20 protein-coding genes are annotated in these 16,072 nt (G+C 62.1%); 12 read left to right on the forward strand and 8 right to left on the reverse strand.

Annotated features, from left to right (window positions below):
- Positions 1–49 precede the first annotated feature (49 nt).
- The 4 genes from J3A64_RS19665 (at position 50) to J3A64_RS19680 (ending at position 2,837) form a co-directional block, all read left to right on the forward strand.
- The gene (locus J3A64_RS19665) at positions 50–253 is read left to right on the forward strand and encodes a hypothetical protein (RefSeq protein WP_210065503.1); all 204 of its coding nucleotides are present in this window, start codon (positions 50–52) and stop codon (positions 251–253) included.
- Between the two features lie 84 nt (positions 254–337).
- The gene (locus J3A64_RS19670) at positions 338–1,186 is read left to right on the forward strand and encodes a DUF1206 domain-containing protein (RefSeq protein ID WP_210065505.1); all 849 of its coding nucleotides are present in this window, start codon (positions 338–340) and stop codon (positions 1,184–1,186) included.
- Between the two features lie 100 nt (positions 1,187–1,286).
- Complete coding sequence (locus tag J3A64_RS19675; RefSeq protein ID WP_014923139.1) at positions 1,287–2,222, forward strand: SDR family oxidoreductase; 936 nt, start codon at positions 1,287–1,289, stop codon at positions 2,220–2,222.
- A gap of 51 nt (positions 2,223–2,273) precedes the next feature.
- Positions 2,274–2,837, forward strand: coding sequence for a cysteine hydrolase family protein (locus J3A64_RS19680; RefSeq protein ID WP_011776525.1), 564 nt, complete (start codon positions 2,274–2,276; stop codon positions 2,835–2,837).
- Here J3A64_RS19680 and J3A64_RS19685 read toward each other — a convergent pair.
- From J3A64_RS19685 to J3A64_RS19700, 4 genes are all read right to left on the reverse strand, one after another.
- Positions 2,829–3,692 carry a helix-turn-helix domain-containing protein gene (locus J3A64_RS19685; protein ID WP_011776524.1) on the reverse strand — a complete coding sequence of 288 codons (864 nt, stop codon included), beginning with the start codon at positions 3,690–3,692 and terminating at the stop codon, positions 2,829–2,831. The two genes, J3A64_RS19680 and J3A64_RS19685, sit on opposite strands and share 9 nt — an antisense overlap.
- A 145-nt stretch (positions 3,693–3,837) precedes the next feature.
- Positions 3,838–4,098, reverse strand: coding sequence for a hypothetical protein (locus J3A64_RS19690; protein ID WP_014923136.1), 261 nt, complete (start codon positions 4,096–4,098; stop codon positions 3,838–3,840).
- Positions 4,091–4,360 (reverse strand): GlsB/YeaQ/YmgE family stress response membrane protein, encoded by a 270-nt coding sequence (locus tag J3A64_RS19695; RefSeq protein ID WP_011776522.1) that lies wholly within the window; start codon positions 4,358–4,360, stop codon positions 4,091–4,093. The genes J3A64_RS19690 and J3A64_RS19695 overlap by 8 nt, the downstream gene beginning before the upstream one ends.
- 304 nt (positions 4,361–4,664) lie before the next feature.
- The gene (locus tag J3A64_RS19700; protein ID WP_043470816.1) at positions 4,665–4,862 is read right to left on the reverse strand and encodes a CsbD family protein; all 198 of its coding nucleotides are present in this window, start codon (positions 4,860–4,862) and stop codon (positions 4,665–4,667) included.
- Between the two features lie 186 nt (positions 4,863–5,048).
- Between J3A64_RS19700 and J3A64_RS19705 the strand changes: the two genes are divergently transcribed.
- Positions 5,049–5,498 (forward strand): hypothetical protein, encoded by a 450-nt coding sequence (locus tag J3A64_RS19705; protein WP_043470813.1) that lies wholly within the window; start codon positions 5,049–5,051, stop codon positions 5,496–5,498.
- 4 nt (positions 5,499–5,502) lie between these two features.
- Here the strand turns inward: J3A64_RS19705 and J3A64_RS19710 are convergent, their stop codons facing one another.
- Together J3A64_RS19710 and J3A64_RS19715 are read right to left on the reverse strand one after the other, a co-directional pair.
- On the reverse strand, positions 5,503–6,207 hold the full coding sequence (locus J3A64_RS19710; RefSeq protein ID WP_014923133.1) for an alpha/beta fold hydrolase: 705 nt from the start codon (positions 6,205–6,207) through the stop codon (positions 5,503–5,505).
- Between the two features lie 42 nt (positions 6,208–6,249).
- The gene (locus tag J3A64_RS19715; protein WP_286176411.1) at positions 6,250–6,885 is read right to left on the reverse strand and encodes a YdeI family protein; all 636 of its coding nucleotides are present in this window, start codon (positions 6,883–6,885) and stop codon (positions 6,250–6,252) included.
- A 159-nt stretch (positions 6,886–7,044) separates the two neighbouring features.
- Here J3A64_RS19715 and J3A64_RS19720 point away from each other — a divergent pair, with 159 nt between their 5' ends.
- From J3A64_RS19720 to J3A64_RS19745, 6 genes are read left to right on the forward strand one after another with little or no spacing between them, the layout of a single operon-like run.
- Positions 7,045–8,514: a fumarylacetoacetate hydrolase family protein gene (locus tag J3A64_RS19720; RefSeq protein ID WP_374100566.1), complete on the forward strand. Its 1,470-nt coding sequence runs from the start codon at positions 7,045–7,047 to the stop codon at positions 8,512–8,514.
- Complete coding sequence (locus tag J3A64_RS19725) at positions 8,507–9,184, forward strand: GntR family transcriptional regulator (protein WP_011776516.1); 678 nt, start codon at positions 8,507–8,509, stop codon at positions 9,182–9,184. The genes J3A64_RS19720 and J3A64_RS19725 overlap by 8 nt, the downstream gene beginning before the upstream one ends.
- Before the next feature lie 14 nt (positions 9,185–9,198).
- Positions 9,199–10,710, forward strand: coding sequence for a 5-carboxymethyl-2-hydroxymuconate semialdehyde dehydrogenase (gene hpaE / locus J3A64_RS19730; RefSeq protein WP_210065509.1), 1,512 nt, complete (start codon positions 9,199–9,201; stop codon positions 10,708–10,710).
- 37 nt (positions 10,711–10,747) lie between these two features.
- Positions 10,748–11,845 carry a 3,4-dihydroxyphenylacetate 2,3-dioxygenase gene (hpaD, locus tag J3A64_RS19735; protein ID WP_014923129.1) on the forward strand — a complete coding sequence of 366 codons (1,098 nt, stop codon included), beginning with the start codon at positions 10,748–10,750 and terminating at the stop codon, positions 11,843–11,845.
- Between the two features lie 3 nt (positions 11,846–11,848).
- Positions 11,849–12,634 carry a 2-oxo-hept-4-ene-1,7-dioate hydratase gene (gene hpaH, locus J3A64_RS19740; RefSeq protein ID WP_014923128.1) on the forward strand — a complete coding sequence of 262 codons (786 nt, stop codon included), beginning with the start codon at positions 11,849–11,851 and terminating at the stop codon, positions 12,632–12,634.
- Positions 12,619–13,422 carry an HpcH/HpaI aldolase/citrate lyase family protein gene (locus tag J3A64_RS19745; protein ID WP_011776513.1) on the forward strand — a complete coding sequence of 268 codons (804 nt, stop codon included), beginning with the start codon at positions 12,619–12,621 and terminating at the stop codon, positions 13,420–13,422. Before hpaH ends, J3A64_RS19745 begins: the two co-directional genes overlap by 16 nt.
- Before the next feature lies 1 nt (position 13,423).
- Here the strand turns inward: J3A64_RS19745 and J3A64_RS19750 are convergent, their stop codons facing one another.
- Both J3A64_RS19750 and J3A64_RS23815 read right to left on the reverse strand, forming a co-directional pair.
- On the reverse strand, positions 13,424–13,801 hold the full coding sequence (locus tag J3A64_RS19750; RefSeq protein WP_210065511.1) for a nuclear transport factor 2 family protein: 378 nt from the start codon (positions 13,799–13,801) through the stop codon (positions 13,424–13,426).
- 191 nt (positions 13,802–13,992) lie between these two features.
- Positions 13,993–14,535 (reverse strand): hypothetical protein, encoded by a 543-nt coding sequence (locus J3A64_RS23815; RefSeq protein WP_286176412.1) that lies wholly within the window; start codon positions 14,533–14,535, stop codon positions 13,993–13,995.
- A gap of 307 nt (positions 14,536–14,842) precedes the next feature.
- On the opposite strand from J3A64_RS23815, the gene J3A64_RS19760 reads away from it, so the two are divergent.
- Positions 14,843–16,051, forward strand: coding sequence for an aspartate transaminase (locus J3A64_RS19760; RefSeq protein ID WP_210065514.1), 1,209 nt, complete (start codon positions 14,843–14,845; stop codon positions 16,049–16,051).
- Positions 16,052–16,072 lie beyond the last annotated feature (21 nt).

Below are 16,072 nucleotides of genomic sequence, written 5' to 3' on the forward strand. Positions count from 1 at the left end.
AAACATCAGCCAATGGAGCTGACGGGAACTTCCAGGAAGGACCACCGAAATGACCGAGCAGATCACCGCCAAGTCCATGAACACCGGCGCTACCCACGTAAAGTCCGATGCCCATGCAGGCGCAGCGGAGGCTGCCAACCAGTCAGGGGAACTTCCAGGCCAGGCCCGTGCCGTGGTGATCGTCCGCGAGCCGTTCAATCCCCTGGGCGCGGGTCTCCGGAGCATCTGGCCACAGTCGGTCGTCGGATTCTAAGTCCCTTCAAGTTTTGAGTCGGGCGGGCACCCTTTGAGTCGGGCAGGCACCAAGGGGTGCCTGCCCGACGTCGTTTAAGGGACGATGGAGTCCAACGCGAAAATAAGGAGGCTTGCCATCAAGGAAGAGATGAGGAAGGCCGCTGATGTGGCCGAGGAAGCCGCGAATTCGCGAACTTTCGCAGCTGTTGCCCGGGCCGGTTACGCCGTGAGCGGGCTGCTGCACGTGCTGATCGGCGTCATCGCAGTCCAACTCGCGGTGGGCCGCGGCGGTGAGGCCGATGTCAGTGGTGCGGTGACCGAATTGGCCAACAAGCCAGCCGGCCCCTTCCTGCTCTGGGCCTGCTTCGCAGCCTGTGCGGCGTTGGCCTTATGGCAATTGGGAAATGCCATCCTGGGCTACCGGAACGCCTCGGACAACAAACTGACCAAGAGGCTCTCGGCCTTGGGGCAGGCCCTTGTGTTCGCTGCTTTGGCTGCCACCATCATGTCCTTCGTCGTAGGACAGGGCCAGAACAGCCGTGAATCCAGCAGCGACTTCACTGTCACTCTCATGAAGGCGCCGTTCGGCGTATTCCTGCTGGTCGCCATCGGCGCCGGAGTAGCGATCACCGGCATCGTTTTTGCGGTGAGGGGCTTCCGGCAGACGTTCACGAAGGACCTCTCTCTGTCGTCCAGCCAGGCCGTGCACAAGTTCCAACTCTGGGTCGGCGTGGTGGGCTACATCGCCAAGGGGATCGCCCTGTTCCTCGTTGGATTGCTGGTGGTCATTGCCGCGGTTCGCGCCCAGCCCGAGCAATCAACCGGGCTTGACGGCGGTTTGAAAGCCCTGAGGGAGCAGCCTTATGGTCCGTATTTGCTGGCTGCTGTGGCACTCGGGCTCATCTCCTATGGGTTGTTCCTCATGGTCAAAGCGAGGACTCTGCGGACCTAGTTCTGACGGCGTTTAGGAGCTTGGGAAGCGGGGTACAGGGCAAAAAGTACCGTGTAGAGAATCAGTACCATGCAGTGAAATCTGAAAAAGGGGCAGAACCATGACTCAAGGTGATCCGAACCAGACAGACAAGCAGCGAACCGACGGGAACCGCCTCACCTCCGCGCCATCGGATCCCCGCAGCGGGTACCACTCGGGCAAATTCCCCCAGCAGGAACAGGAACAGCCGGGCCTCACCAAGCCGCTGGATCCGCAACCGGACCATGGCGAGAAGAGCTACGTGGGGCACGGGCGCCTTCAGGGCAAGACCGCCCTCATCACCGGAGGCGACTCCGGCATCGGCGCCGCGGTAGCCATCGCCTACGCGCGAGAGGGTGCCAACGTGGCTATCAGCTACCTGCCGGAGGAAGAGGAAGACGCACAGTCGACGGCGGAATGGATCCGTGAGTGCGGAGCGCAGGTCCTGCTGTTGCCCGGGGATGCGCGGGATGAGGGCTTTGCGGCTGAGATTGTGGAACGAACCGTGCAGGAGCTTGGTGGGCTCAACGTGGTGGTGTTGAACGCGGCCTACCAGAAGAACCGCGAAGGCTTGGAGACCATCCCCACTGAGGAGTTCGACAGGGTCTTCAAGACCAATCTGTATTCCCTCATATGGACCGCGCAGGCAGCCATTCCACATCTCCGTCCGGGTGCCTCGATCATTGTCACGGCATCCATCCAGGCATTCAATCCTTCCGCGCAATTGATCGACTACGCCATGACCAAGGCAGCCCAAGTGGCTTTCACCAAGGCCATGGCCGAGGAACTCGGTCCCAAGGGCATTCGCGTCAACGCAGTGGCGCCGGGCCCTATCTGGACCCCGTTGATTCCTGCCACCGAATGGCCGGACAAGCTCCCCACCTTCGGGCAGGACACCCCGCTGGGCCGGGCCGGCCAGCCGGCTGAGCTGGCACCTGCCTACGTGCTGCTGGCATCCGACGAAGGATCCTACATGTCAGGCGCCGTCCTTCCCGTCACGGGTGGCAAGGGACTCTGAGCTGCGGCGGGGCGTTTCAATGAGGTTGAGTTTTAAGTAGGGGGACAGCCAATGATCGCTGTGTTGGTGATCGACATGCAGAACGCCTACTTCGAAGACCCTTCTTTGAAGGGGCGTCGGCAGGAAATTGTTGCTGCCTGTAATTCGCTGACCAACGCCGCGCTCCAAGCCGGGTCCAAAGTCCTCCTGGTGGAAACCGTTCACGAACGGGATAAATCCACGTGGAGCCTCAACATGCTTGAGGATGATCAGGGCTTCATCTTCAGGGGCAGTGAGCAGGCCGAGTTTGTTCCCGGGCTGCTCACTGCCGATCTTCCACGGTTGATCAAGACCCGGGACAGTGCCTTTTTTGGAACTGATCTTGCGATGCGCCTGAGGAATTGGGGCGTCGACACGGTCATTCTCGCCGGCATTTCTGCCCATAACTGCATTGCCCAAACGGCCGCCGATGCCTTTGCGCACAACATCAAGGCGGTTTACGCAGCCGAGGCCATTGGAACGGAGGATGCAGAGGCTGCCGAGTCAGTGCTGCGGGTTCTTATTCGTGAGTACCGGCAGAACGTGCTGCCCCTGGCCGAGATCTACCAGCTCCTCGAATCAGCTCCGTCAGGGTAGATCTTCCCTTTCAATAGGGATCCACAATTGGCCGCGGCCATGCGTCCGGCCTGGTTCCACCTGAACACTGAGCATTTCCGGTCCCGGCGCCCACCTGTAGGGGTTGGCCGGAAACCATTCCGTGGCGGCGTCTGCCCACATACCCTGCAGGACTTCCGGGAACTTTCCCTCGGTTTCAAAGACCACCCACAGCCCTGCCGGGACCTCAAGGGAATCGAAGCCCGGAGGGGCAGGCTTGGTAGAAGCCACTGCGTGCCAGTAATCCAGTTCGCTTCCCTCGGTGCGCTGTTCTTCCATGTTGTCAGTGACTGACAAGGGCCCGGCCGGATCCGCATCCGCCAACTCGAGCATGCGTGCGGTGACGGCGGGGTCCAGGCCCCGTTGAAACTCGATGATGGCGTGATTGGGTCCTTCGTGGACCAGCGGAACACGGGCTTTCAGTCCGATAAGGCGGAAAGCAGGTTTGTCTTCTATGCGGTGCTTCATGTCGGTATTTCCTTCGACTCGGACGTGGAACCTCAGTTGAGGCTGGGAATGGAGAACCGCTCCCGGCAATCGGGCTTGGGATGGGTTGAGCCCGTGCATGGCCTTGAACGCGCGGGTGAATGCTTCCGCCGATCCGTACCCGTAGCGAAAGGCAACGTCCAGCACAGCCCTGCCCTCCAGGATTTCCGCAGTGGCCGCTGTCAGGCGCCGCCTGCGGATGTACTCGGAGATCGGTAGGCCTGCCAGGGAGGAAAACATCCGCCGGAAGTGGTATTCGGAGGTTAAAGCGGCACGCGCCAAATCTGCCACTTCGATCTCCGCGGTGAGATCCTGCTCGATGAGTTCAATGGCCCGGTTCCAGCCCTGCATCCTGTCTCCATTCTTTTCACCGACGCTACGCGGACCTCCACTCCAATGCCCCAACAATCCATGCCCGAAAGTATCAGGCCCCGGACAACGCAAGAACCCGGAGGCTGCGGTTGCAGTCCTCCGGGTTCTTGGCTGTATTTAGATGTTACGGGCGGCTGGTGCCCGACGCTTCGTCATCCGGTTCGGATGAGAACGGACGATCCCGTGGGGTGTCTTCCGTGTTCTTTTCGTCGAGCTCGGCATCCGCCGAGGGCACTGTCTTTTCTGCGTAGTCACCCTCCGTGTAGTCACCGCCGGCGTCATCCTTCAGGGTTTCCGGTGACGCCCCTGCGTCTCCGTAATCACCTTCGGTGTACTGGCCGTCGAGTTCCTCGCCGTTGGCGTCGCGGTTCTGGTTGTTAGCCATGGTGTGCCTTGCGGCCGGTGACCAGGCCGTAAATCAGCAGCACGATGATTGAGCCGCCGATGGCCAGGAGCCACGTGGTGAGGGAGAAGAATTCCTGGAGGCCGGTGCCGAAGATGAGGCCACCGATCCAACCGCCCAGAAGAGCGCCGACGACGCCCAAGAGGAGGGTGATCAGCCAGCCGCCACCCTGGCGGCCGGGAAGAATAAGCTTTGCGATAGCGCCGGCCAAAAGACCGAGCAGAAGAAAACCAAAGAAACCCATTTTTGCTCCTACTTTCTTGTTGATGGAAATTCCATGAACGTGATGAAGCGAGTAAGTTCACCGGGTGCCTGTTCCAAGGTGTAGGCACCGTAATGGGGCCCTGGAGGCCCTATGGAATGTGGGGGAGTGGAACTATTTATGCAACCCCGATGAATTTATGAAATATAGCCAATAAAGCACTCCTGCTGATTGGGTCAGACTCGGTACTACACAAGCAACGCTAGCGGCTCCCGGGGCTAGTAGCAAGTAACCTGACTATTAGTCCGTCCTTGCTTGCAGCCCCGGAATGCCGCGGATTCGCGGTCTAGTGACCCTTGAAAGAGTCCGCGACTCCCTTGGCGGCGTCGTTGATCTTCTCCCCGGACTGCTTGAGGTTTGCCCTCGATTGCTCGCCAAGGCCCTCGGCCTGCAGGTCCCTGTCGCCGGTGGTTTCGCCGGTCTTTTCCTTGACCTTGCCAACTGCTTCTTCAGTAGCGTTCTTAATCTTGTCGCCCAGTCCCATGGTTTTCACTCCTCGGGTTGTGATGCGGTTACTTCCTGCGGTTATCCGTTGGTTGGCATAAGAGTTTAGTTGGTAGTTTTATTTCGGCAAATCCGGATTAACTGGTTCGCGGTCAAGGCGCAGGTGACATGGTACGGCCAGCGGGACTACTGTCGAAGGACAAACACCTCGGAAGGAGTGATTGCTGTGAAAGGCAAAGCATTGTTCGCCGTTGGCGTGGCTGTCGGTTACGTGTGGGGATCCAAATCCTGGCCGGAGGTGTATCGCCGCGTGCGGGGAGGCACTGAGAAGCTTTGGAAGAACCCTGAGGTTCAAGAGAACGTCCACCAGGCCACGGAAGCCGTCCAAGAGTCGGTGCCGGACATTTTGGACAACCTGTATGAGGCCGGCAAGAAGCTGATGGAAAAGGCCGAGACCATGTTCCCGGGCATCACGTCCCCGAAGGGCAGCGAACATCCCGGTTCCTCTTCCGACAGCAAGCCCGCCGTTACCAAGCCAACCGTCACCACCGTGCCCACCATCAAGTCGGATGTTGTGTCCGATCCTGCCTTGGATGACACCACGGGAAGCGACTGGACTGACGAGGGCGGCGCCGCGCCGGAAGGACCGGCGACTAATACGCCGCCCCGCCACTAAGTAGCTAGCTGACGCGTTCCACCGCGGTCAAAATCGCCTCACCCAGTTGCTTGGGTTTGGTGAATTGCGGCCAGTGTCCCGTGGGGAGATCGATATAGTCCACGTCCCGGATCCTGGCGAGTTCCGCCGTGAACGGGTGTCCGGCATCCATCCATTCCTTGAGGAGCGACGAGGGGAACTGGCAGGCGATAATCGTGGCCGGCACGTCGTAGCGCCGGACGTCGCCCAGGTGTTGCTGCTCGACGGCAACGCCTTTAGGCTCCGGGATGGCCCGCGCACGGAAGGCTTCCTTCAGTTCATCCGTCAGGTCAACCAGGTCTTCGTCTTCGAACAGTTCCCAAGGCGGCAGCGGGAGGTCGTCGCCGTCGTCGGGCAGTTCATCATTGATGACCCCGCCCTCACCGAGCGGTCCGCTGTCAACGTAAACGGCGCGCGCCACTCGGTCAGGGCGGGCATCGGCCACGCCATGGATGATGGCGCCGCCACCTGAGTGGCCCACCAGGACCACCTTGCCGTCCAGGGAATCTACCTTCGCCACTACGGCGTCGATGTGGGTACGGAGGCCGATACCTGCACGTGGTGCATCCACAGACTCCAGCCCTGGCAGCGTCAGCGGATGAACCCTGTGGCCAGCTGCTTTCAGGGGCGGCGTCACCTCCTCCCATGACGACGCGTCCAACCAGAAACCGGGTACAAGGATGATGTCCATGCCGGTACCCTACGGGAGCCCACCGACAGTTTGTAAGAGTGGCTAGTTTCCCTTCGCCAACTTCTCCATTGCCTTGAACAGGACGTTGGCGCGCGACTCGGGAGTGCGGGCTTTAAGTACCTGGAGGATGACGAGGTAACGCCTGGTCTTGCCGAGACGCTGGAAAGCCTCGCGGGCCGCGGGGTCGCGTGCCAGTGCAGCTTCCAGATCTTCCGGCACCTCGGCGTTGGCTTGGGAAACGTAGGCCGCTTCCCAACGGCCATCGGCTTTGGCTGCGTCTATTTCCACATATCCGGCCGGACGCATGCGGCCTGCATCTATCAGCGTCTCCACTTTGCCTACATTCACTTGGGACCACGAACTTCGAGCCCGGCGGCGGGAGTACCTCTGCAGGAAAGTCTTCTCGTCGTAGCCCTTGCGTTGGCCATCGATCCAGCCGAAACAGAGGGCTCCGTCCAGGGCGTCTTGGATCTCAATGAGGCCAGCGCCCGAGTTCTTCTTCCCGATGACCAGCCAGGCTTCGGTCCGGGTGGCATGGTTCTCGGAGAGCCAGTGTTCCCATTCCGGGCCATCGGCGAACCTCAACGGCTCCCCTTGCTCCTGCTCATCGCCCAAAGCCACGCCCGCCCCTCCTGAGTACCCAACTAACTCGCAATAGTGGTTGTTTTGGGCGCTCATGACAACCACTATTGCGAGTCAGTTGGGTTTGATGAGGGGGTTGACGCGGATCACGTTCCCGGTCCATAGTTATCGTATACGATTTCGTACTTGATAAATGTTTGATCAGGAGGAGGCGCCGTGACACTGGAGTTCCGGACCCAGGAAGTCAGCCAGGACATGCTGGCCCGGACGCGCAAAGTTATTGCCGTCCACATCAACTACCCCAGCCGCGCGGCCCAGCGTGGGCGCACTCCCGAGCAGCCGTCGTACTTTCTGAAGCCGTCGTCTTCGCTGGCACTTGGATCCGCGGACGCCCCCGGCACCGTTGAGCGCCCAGCCGGTTGTGAACTGCTCGGGTACGAGGGTGAGATCGCCTTGGTCATCGGCAAGTCCGCCCGTCGCGTCGGATTGGACGATGCATGGAGCCACGTCGAATGGGTCACCGCGTCCAACGACCTCGGCGTCTACGATCTCCGGTACGCGGACAAGGGCTCCAACGTTCGGTCCAAGGGTGGCGACGGCTTCACTCCCGTTGGTCCCGCACTGATTCCGGCCGACGCCGTTGACCCCACGCAGTTGAGAATCCGGACGTGGCACAACGGGAACCTCGTCCAGGACGACACCACCGAGGACCTCCTCTTCCCGTTCGCGCAGCTCGTCGCGGACCTTTCCCAGCTGCTCACGCTCGAAGAGGGCGACATCATCCTCACCGGCACCCCCGCCGGCGCCTCCGTGGCCAAGCCGGGTGACGTCGTCGAAATTGAGGTCACCGGCGGTGACTTCAGCAGCCGCCGCCTGGCCACCAAAGTAACGGAAGGTACGACGCCGTTCGCGGACTTTGGTGCCCGGCCCAAGACTGATGACACCCAGCGGGAGGAGGCGTACGGATCGCGCGAAGCGGCGGGCCTGCCAGTCCCGGCCGCCGTCGCCGCTTCGGTGCTGACTCCGGAGCTCAAGGCGAAGCTGGAATCCGTCGCTACCGCAACCCTTTCCTCCCAGCTCCGCAAGCGCGGACTGAACAACGTGAGCATCGACGGCCTGCAGGCCACGCGCCCGGACCGCAAGGTGGTGGGCCTGGCCCGGACCCTGCGTTACGTTCCCAACCGCGAGGACCTGTTCAAGACCCACGGCGGCGGATTCAACGCCCAGAAGCGGGCCATCGACTCCGTGAACGAAGGCGAAATCCTGGTGATGGAAGCCCGCGGGGAGAAGGGTACCGGCACGGTCGGTGACATCCTCGCGTTGCGTGCCCAGGTCCGTGGGGCCGCTGCAATCATTACCGACGGCGGCGTCCGCGACTACTCGGCCGTGGCCGACCTGGAAATGCCCACCTACTTCGCCAACCCGCACCCTGCAGTCCTGGGACGCCGGCACATTCCGTGGGACACGGACATCACCATCGCCTGCGGCGGAGCCACCGTGCAGCCCGGGGACATCATCGTGGCCGACTCGGACGGCATCCTGGTGATCCCGCCGGCTATCGCCGAAGAACTGGTGGACGACTGCATCCAGCAGGAAAAGGAAGAGACGTTCATTTTCCAGATGGTCCAGGAAGGCAACAGCGTAGATGGGCTGTATCCGATGAATAAGGAATGGCAGGCACGCTTCCAGGAGTGGCAAAGCCGGCAAGGAGCCCACAGTGACTGAAACCGCCGTCGAAAGCGCCGCCGCCCAAAGCAAGTCCCAGCAAGCCTACGCCGCCGTGAAGGCGCGGATCGTGGAGGGGACGTACACGCCGGGTTACCGGCTGGTGCTCGCCAAAATCGCCGAAGACCTGGGCTTCAGTGTGGTCCCTGTCCGGGAAGCGATCCGCCGGCTGGAGGCCGAAGGGCTGGTGAAGTTCGAGCGGAATGTGGGCGCTACAGTGTCCGGCATCGACCCCACCGAGTACCTGTACACGATGCAGACCCTAAGCATCGTGGAGGGCGCGGCCACCGCGTTGTCCGCACCGCTGATCGATTCGGTTGCCATTGCCCGCGCCCGTGCCGTGAATGAGGAAATGCGTGAGTGCCTGGAGCACTTCGATCCCGTCCGCTTCACCGCGCTGAACCAGGACTTCCACAGCGTCCTTTTTGAACACTGCCCCAACCCGCACATTCTGGACCTCGTGCATCGGGGGTGGAACCGGCTGGCGTCGCTACGCTCGTCGACGTTCCGTTTTGTCCCCGGCCGAGCCCAGGAATCGGTGCGCGAACATGAGGCACTGCTGCGGCTCATCGAGAACGCAGCAGACGCCGACACCATCGAGAAAGCGGCCCGCCAACACCGCGCCGCCACCCTGGACGCCTACCTCGCCCAAGCAAACCCTGATCACTAGTTAGGACTTCAACGATGACGACCTCAGTAGAGACCGCCAAGCATTACATCCCCGAAAACCTGCCGTCCCACATCCAGCACTTCATCAACGGCGAGTTCGTTGACTCCCTGTCCGGCAAGACGTTTGATGTCCTGGACCCTGTATCCAACGGCAACTACGCCACTGCTGCGGCCGGCCAGAAGGAAGACATTGATCTTGCTGTCGCCGCTGCCCGCGAAGCGTTCGTCAACGGTCCGTGGCCGAAGATGAAGCCGCGTGAGCGTGCCCGGGTGTTGAACAAGATCGCTGATGCGGTGGAGGCACAGGAAGCCCGCCTCGCCGAGCTGGAAACGTTCGATACCGGCCTGCCGATCACCCAGGCCAAGGGCCAGGCGCTGCGCGCTGCCGAGAACTTCCGTTTCTTCGCGGACCTGATCGTGGCCCAGTTCGATGACGCCATGAAGGTCCCCGGTTCGCAGATCAACTACGTGAACCGCAAGCCGATCGGCGTTGCGGGCCTGATCACGCCGTGGAACACCCCGTTCATGCTGGAGTCCTGGAAGCTCGCCCCGGCTCTGGCCACCGGCAACACCGTGGTCCTCAAACCGGCCGAGTTCACACCGCTTTCCGCCTCGCTCTGGGCCCAGATTTTCAAGGACGCCGGCCTCCCCGACGGTGTGTTCAACCTGGTCAACGGCTTGGGCGAAGAAGCCGGCGACGCTTTGGTGAAGCACCCGGACGTTCCGCTGATCTCCTTCACCGGCGAGACCACCACGGGCCAGACGATCTTCCGCAACGCAGCCGCCAACCTCAAGGGCCTGTCCATGGAGCTCGGCGGCAAGTCCCCGTGCGTCGTGTTCGCCGATGCCGACCTGGACGCAGCCATTGATTCGGCGCTGTTCGGCGTGTTCTCCCTCAACGGCGAACGCTGCACGGCCGGCTCCCGCATCCTGGTGGAACGGGCAATCTACGACGAATTCTGCGAAAAGTACGCCGCCCGGGCCAAGAACATCGTGGTGGGCGATCCCCACGATCCCAAGACCCAAGTGGGCGCGCTGGTCCACCCCGAGCACTACCAAAAGGTGGCGTCGTACGTAGAGATCGGCAAGTCCGAGGGTCGCCTCCTGGCCGGCGGCGGCCGACCCGACCACCTGCCCGAAGGTAACTACATCGCACCTACGGTGTTTGCCGACGTCGCGCCTGATGCCCGGATCTTCCAGGAGGAAATCTTCGGTCCCGTCGTGGCCATCACGCCTTTCGAGAACGACGACGAAGCCCTCGCCTTGGCGAACAACACCAAGTACGGCCTGGCGGCCTACATCTGGACCCAGAACCTGACACGGGCCCACAACTTCTCCCAGAACGTGGAGGCCGGCATGGTGTGGCTCAACAGCCACAACGTCCGCGACCTCCGCACCCCTTTCGGCGGCGTCAAAGCTTCCGGCCTGGGCCACGAGGGCGGCTACCGCTCCATCGACTTCTACACCGACCAGCAGGCCGTGCACATCACGCTCGGCTCAGTCCACACGCCCAAATTCGGCGCCTAAGCTCCCCACCTACCCCTTTCAACGAAGAGAGACCATCATGAGCAACCCTTTCACCGGCCCGATCCCAACTCCTACGGTTCCTGCTCCGGACATCGTCCGCTGCGCCTACCTGGAACTCGTGGTCACGGACCTTGAGAAGTCCCGCGCGTTCTACGTGGACCTCCTGGGACTGCACGTCACCGAAGAAGACGAGAACACCATCTACCTGCGCTCCTTCGAGGAGTTCATCCACCACAACCTGGTCCTCCGCAAGGGCCCCGTTGCTGCCGCTGCAGCATTCGCCTACCGGGTGAAATCCCCGGCCGAGGTGGACGCAGCCGAGGCCTATTACCGCGAACTGGGCTGCCGGGTGGAGCGCCGCAAGGAAGGATTCACCAAGGGTGTTGGCGACTCCGTCCGTGTGGAAGACCCGCTAGGCTTCCCGTACGAGTTCTTCTACGACGTGGAGCACGTGGAACGCCTCACCCAGCGCTACGACCTCTACTCCGCCGGCGAACTGGTCCGCCTGGACCACTTCAACCAGGTCACCCCGGACGTCCCGCGCGGACGCAAGTACCTGGAGGACCTCGGCTTCCGCGTCTCCGAGGACATCAAGGATTCTGACGGCGTCACGTACGCCGCGTGGATGCACCGCAAGCAGACCGTGCACGACACCGCCCTGACCGGCGGCAACGGTCCCCGCCTGCACCACATCGCGTTCTCCACGCACGAGAAGCACAACATCATCCAGATCTGCGACAAGATGGGCGCCCTCCGCATCTCCGACCGCATCGAACGCGGCCCCGGACGCCACGGTGTGTCCAACGCGTTCTACCTCTACATCCTGGACCCGGACGGCCACCGCGTGGAGATCTACACCCAGGACTACTACACCGGCGACCCCGACAACCCCACCGTCACCTGGGACGTCCACGACAACCAGCGCCGCGACTGGTGGGGCAACCCCGTAGTCCCCTCCTGGTACACCGAGGCCTCCCTGGTCCTGGACTTGGACGGCAACCCGCAGCCCATCATTGAACGCGAGGACAAGTCCGAGATGGCAGTCACGGTCGGCGCCGATGGCTTCTCTTACACCCGTCCCGAGGGTGCATCCGGCGAAGCTGCCGAGGGGTTCAAGCTGGGGGCGCAGGTCTAAACCATGTTGGACGCGAAGACGATCGAAGCCATTGCCGACGAGCTCCTCGAAGCCGGCCGGAACCGCAAACCGGTCCCGCGCCTCACCGCCCGCTACCCCGACATGACGGTGGAGGATTCCTACGCCGTGCAGCAGTTGTGGATGCGGCGGAACGAGGAAGCCGGGCGCACGTTGGTGGGGCGCAAGATCGGCCTCACGTCCAAGGCCATGCAGGCCGCCACGGGCATTACGGAACCGGATTACGGCGCCATTTTCGATGACATGGTCCTGGAGACCGGGTGCTCGGTCGCGTGGGACCAGTACACGCACCCGCGGGTCGAAGTGGAGTTGGCCTTCGTGCTGAAGTCCGCCTTGAAGGGCCCGGGCTGCACCATCTTCGACGTGCTCAACGCGACCGACTACGTTGTTCCGGCCCTCGAGATCCTGGACTCCAGGATCGAAATGGAGGGCCGGACCATCGTGGACACCATCTCGGACAACGCCGCGATGGGCGCCATGGTGGTGGGCGGCCGCCCGGTGCGGCCGGACTCCGTCGACCTCCGCTGGGTCTCTGCGATTCTGTACAAAAACCAGACCGTGGAGGAGACCGGGGTGGCCGCCGGAGTGCTCGATCACCCAGCCAACGGAGTCCATTGGCTGGCCAACAAGATCGCTGCTCACGGAGACTCAATGAAAGCCGGAGATATCATCCTGGCAGGCTCGTTTACACGCCCCCTATGGGTGTACAAAGGTGATACCGTGCACGCGGACTACGGACCGTTGGGAGTTGTGACATGTCACTTCAGCTGAGCCCCACCTTCTATTCGGCCCTCTCCGAGGCCGGCCGTCCGTTGGCTGGAATGTGGGTTTGTTCCGGTAGTCCCCTGGTGGCAGAAATCTGTGCGGGCTCAGGGCTGGACTGGCTGCTGATTGACGCAGAGCACAGCCCCAACGGCTTGGAATCCATCGTGGCGCAGCTTCATGCCGTGAGTGGATACCCGTTGAAAGTCATGGTCCGGCCGCCGGTCAATGACACCGTGGTCATCAAGCAATACCTGGACCTCGGTGTGCAGAACCTGCTGATCCCCATGGTGAACTCAGCCTTCGAGGCAGCCACCGCCGTTGCTGCGGTAAGGTACCCGCCACTCGGGGTCCGGGGAGTTGGTTCGGCTTTGGCCCGCGCGTCGCGTTGGAACCGCGTCCCGGACTACTTGGCCAATGCCTCCGAGTCCATCAGCCTCACGGTCCAAATTGAATCGGAGGCTGCGGCATCGGCTGTCGAGGAGATTCTGGCCGTCGATGGTGTTGACGGAATCTTCCTTGGCCCCTCGGACCTCGCCGCCTCCATGGGGCTGCTGGGACAGCAGGAAAATCCTTTGGTCAGGGCCGTCGTCGAGCACTGCCTCGCCGCCGCCAAAGCAGCGGGCAAGCCTGCCGGCGTGAATGCCTTCAACGAGGCGACAGCCCGCGCCTATCTCGACGCCGGTGCCTCCTTTGTCTTGGTCGGCGCGGACGTTGCTGTGCTCGCCCGGGCTTCCGAGGGCTTTGCCGACAAGTTCATTCCCGTAGCTGAAACGGTTGAGCGCGAAAGCTACTGACTCAGTTGGGTGCGGGCGGGGTGTGCTTGCGGGCCATGTACCATTCGGTGAATTCGCGGGCTCGGCCGTCCTCGGCGAAACGGATCACCCAGAGGTTGTCATAGGTGGGCTCCCCGTTGAGGTACGTGGTCAGGCCCTGCACAAAAGCGGTGTCACCGTCCCGGCCAAGGAGCGTCCACTCGAAGGTCCAGTCCTCGGGTTTGTCCCCAGCATCAGCCCACGCTTTGACGATCTCCTCGTGGCCGTTCCATTGTTTTTCAGTGTTCGGCCTGTCGGAATAGACGGCATCTTCGGTAAAGAGGGCCTTGATGTCCTCAGGGTTGTTCGAGGTCCACGCGCGTATGTACTGATCCATCCAAGAGTTCACGTCGTTGCTCATTTATCCGTTCTACCCTCCGTGGCTCCGGGGTTCAACGATCGGGCGGTCCTTCCTTCCCAGTTGCCCGGAGGCGCACGCCGGATGGTTGTGCACGGCTCGCGTGATCCCGCGTCGTTCGGGTCCTTGGCTGATGTGACCCGCAGTGCCGGGCGAGCCAACCGGGAGGGAACGCACAGGGTGCGTTGCGAAAGCTAGGCAGGACGGGCGATTCCCCGCGTTGACCGGCGGATGTGGTCCGGAGTGAGTCCGGTCAGCGAGGCAAGCTCCAGGTCATCGCAGACCTTGTTGCGGAGGGCCATCACAATCAGGGCTTCGCGTCGTTCGGTGATCTGGGCCCGATGACGTTCGGCGGCCCTGAGTTCGTCGCTCTTCTGCTTCATTGCTGACAAATGGACGTTGCGGGGGAGCCCGCTCGGGTGGAGATCGTCATAAGCCAAAGCGATGGTCCTGACCGCCTTCATGTTCTCCCCGGTGGCCGCTGAAACAGTGGCGATGGTGAGCCCATCCTCAATCGCCTGCGCCATCAGCTCGTTTCTGGCAGCGGTCAGGGTACGGATGGCGCTCGTTGCGTGGGACAGCAGTTGCCGATGCACGCCGAGGGCATGCGCCAGCTTGGCGTGATCCGTGTGATCCGTGGGCTGCGGACGTGGGGCCTTCGCCCGGTAGGTATATCGTCCGGTGGCCGATCGGGCTTGGCCTGAAACAGCGGGGGCTGAGCTGGTTTGGGCTGTCATTGGCTCCCTTTCAGTTTCGGAACAGCACTTCTGATCCCTCGAATCTAGGCAGTGTTCACCGGTCCAAGGAAATACCAATACCGCGTGAACCCATAAGCAAAGTGCATGGAAGATGTGCCCCAGAGTGCGTCCATACGCATTCTGTGCGCCGAATGGGTTCCGGAACCCCACAAAGAGATCCGCGTCATAAGAGCCCCTTATAGATCCACGCACATTAGGTCTTATCCACAGGGCGTGCGAATCCCTAGTCTCGAAAAAGGGGATACGCGAATCCGCGCGTCCTGAGTCCCACTTTCCTGGAGGAGACATGTCCGACTACCTGCCGGCGTCGAGGGTCACCCGCATCAAGTCCTCAGCGAGCGTCGCCGCGGCCGCCCGCGTCCGCGAACTTAAAGCTGAAGGCATCCCGATCATCGACCTGACCGTCGGCGAGCCGGACTTCGACACCCCGGACCACATCAAAGAAGCAGCAGTCGCTGCCATCAGAGATGGAGAGACCAAGTACACCTCGGTGACCGGTACGCCGGAGCTCCAGACCGCGATCCTTCGCAAGATCGAAAGCCACACGGGACACCACTACGAGCGGAACCAACTGACCATTGGCGGCGGAGCCAAACAGGTTCTGTACGTAGCCCTGATGGCGTCGCTCAACGAGGGCGATGAGGTGATTGTCCCCGCGCCTTACTGGGTTTCCTACCCGGAGATGGTCCTTGCCAACGATGGCACCCCGGTGATCGTCCCGTGCGGCGAAGACACAGGCTTCAAACTCACCCCGGACGCCCTGGAAAGGGCCATCACCCCCAACACAAAATGGCTCATCCTTAACGCCCCTTCCAACCCGACCGGCGCTGTGTACACCAGGGAGGAACTGCAGGCACTGGGCGCGGTCCTTGAGGAGCACCCGCACGTCTTTATCCTCACCGACGAGATCTACGATGAGATCCACTTCGGAGACGGCCGCGTCACCAGCTTGGTCACTGCTGCCCCGGCGCTCAAAGACCGCATCTTGCTGGTCAACGGCGTGTCCAAGGCGTACGCGATGACCGGTTGGCGGCTCGGATACGGCGTGGGACCCGCGCCCCTGATTGCGGCCATGAACAAGCTGCAGTCCCAGACGTCGTCGTGCCCGTCGTCCATCAGCCAAGCCGCCGCAGTGGCGGCGCTGAACGGCGACCAGTCCTTCGTCCGCGACAGCGTGGAGGTGTACCGCAAGCGCCGGGACGCCGCCGTCGAGGGCCTCAACGCCATCAACGGTCTGACCGTCGCGCCAGCGGAAGGCGCCTTTTACGCCTACGTGAACTGCAGTGGCGTGATCGGCAAGACCGCGCCCGACGGCAAGGTCATCGAGAACGACCAAGATTTCACCCTTTACCTGTTGGACGCTGCCCGCGTGGCCGTCATCCAGGGTTCGGCCTACGGCCTGGGCCCGTACTTCCGGATCTCCTTCGCCACCTCGCTGGAGACCATCAACGCCGGCGTGGACTCCATCAGCGATGCCGTCAACGCACTCAACTAGCCTCCCCAAAAACTGAAGGAA

This window comes from Pseudarthrobacter sp. PvP004 (genome assembly GCF_017876035.1).
Taxonomy (GTDB): domain Bacteria; phylum Actinomycetota; class Actinomycetes; order Actinomycetales; family Micrococcaceae; genus Arthrobacter; species Arthrobacter aurescens_A.

Excerpts from the sequence above, each read along its gene's own strand:
- J3A64_RS19665 (WP_210065503.1), top strand. The coding sequence starts at position 50 with ATGACCGAGCAGATCACCGCCAAGTCCATGAACACCGGCGCTACCCAC.
- J3A64_RS19670 (WP_210065505.1), top strand. The coding sequence starts at position 338 with ATGGAGTCCAACGCGAAAATAAGGAGGCTTGCCATCAAGGAAGAGATG.
- J3A64_RS19675 (WP_014923139.1), top strand. The coding sequence starts at position 1,287 with ATGACTCAAGGTGATCCGAACCAGACAGACAAGCAGCGAACCGACGGG.
- J3A64_RS19680 (WP_011776525.1), top strand. The coding sequence starts at position 2,274 with ATGATCGCTGTGTTGGTGATCGACATGCAGAACGCCTACTTCGAAGAC.
- J3A64_RS19685 (WP_011776524.1), bottom strand. The coding sequence starts at position 3,692 with ATGCAGGGCTGGAACCGGGCCATTGAACTCATCGAGCAGGATCTCACC.
- J3A64_RS19690 (WP_014923136.1), bottom strand. The coding sequence starts at position 4,098 with ATGGCTAACAACCAGAACCGCGACGCCAACGGCGAGGAACTCGACGGC.
- J3A64_RS19695 (WP_011776522.1), bottom strand. The coding sequence starts at position 4,360 with ATGGGTTTCTTTGGTTTTCTTCTGCTCGGTCTTTTGGCCGGCGCTATC.
- J3A64_RS19700 (WP_043470816.1), bottom strand. The coding sequence starts at position 4,862 with ATGGGACTGGGCGACAAGATTAAGAACGCTACTGAAGAAGCAGTTGGC.
- J3A64_RS19710 (WP_014923133.1), bottom strand. The coding sequence starts at position 6,207 with ATGGACATCATCCTTGTACCCGGTTTCTGGTTGGACGCGTCGTCATGG.
- J3A64_RS19715 (WP_286176411.1), bottom strand. The coding sequence starts at position 6,885 with ATGAGCGCCCAAAACAACCACTATTGCGAGTTAGTTGGGTACTCAGGA.
- J3A64_RS19720 (WP_374100566.1), top strand. The coding sequence starts at position 7,045 with ATGCTGGCCCGGACGCGCAAAGTTATTGCCGTCCACATCAACTACCCC.
- hpaE (WP_210065509.1), top strand. The coding sequence starts at position 9,199 with ATGACGACCTCAGTAGAGACCGCCAAGCATTACATCCCCGAAAACCTG.
- hpaD (WP_014923129.1), top strand. The coding sequence starts at position 10,748 with ATGAGCAACCCTTTCACCGGCCCGATCCCAACTCCTACGGTTCCTGCT.
- hpaH (WP_014923128.1), top strand. The coding sequence starts at position 11,849 with ATGTTGGACGCGAAGACGATCGAAGCCATTGCCGACGAGCTCCTCGAA.
- J3A64_RS19745 (WP_011776513.1), top strand. The coding sequence starts at position 12,619 with ATGTCACTTCAGCTGAGCCCCACCTTCTATTCGGCCCTCTCCGAGGCC.
- J3A64_RS19750 (WP_210065511.1), bottom strand. The coding sequence starts at position 13,801 with ATGAGCAACGACGTGAACTCTTGGATGGATCAGTACATACGCGCGTGG.
- J3A64_RS23815 (WP_286176412.1), bottom strand. The coding sequence starts at position 14,535 with ATGACAGCCCAAACCAGCTCAGCCCCCGCTGTTTCAGGCCAAGCCCGA.
- J3A64_RS19760 (WP_210065514.1), top strand. The coding sequence starts at position 14,843 with ATGTCCGACTACCTGCCGGCGTCGAGGGTCACCCGCATCAAGTCCTCA.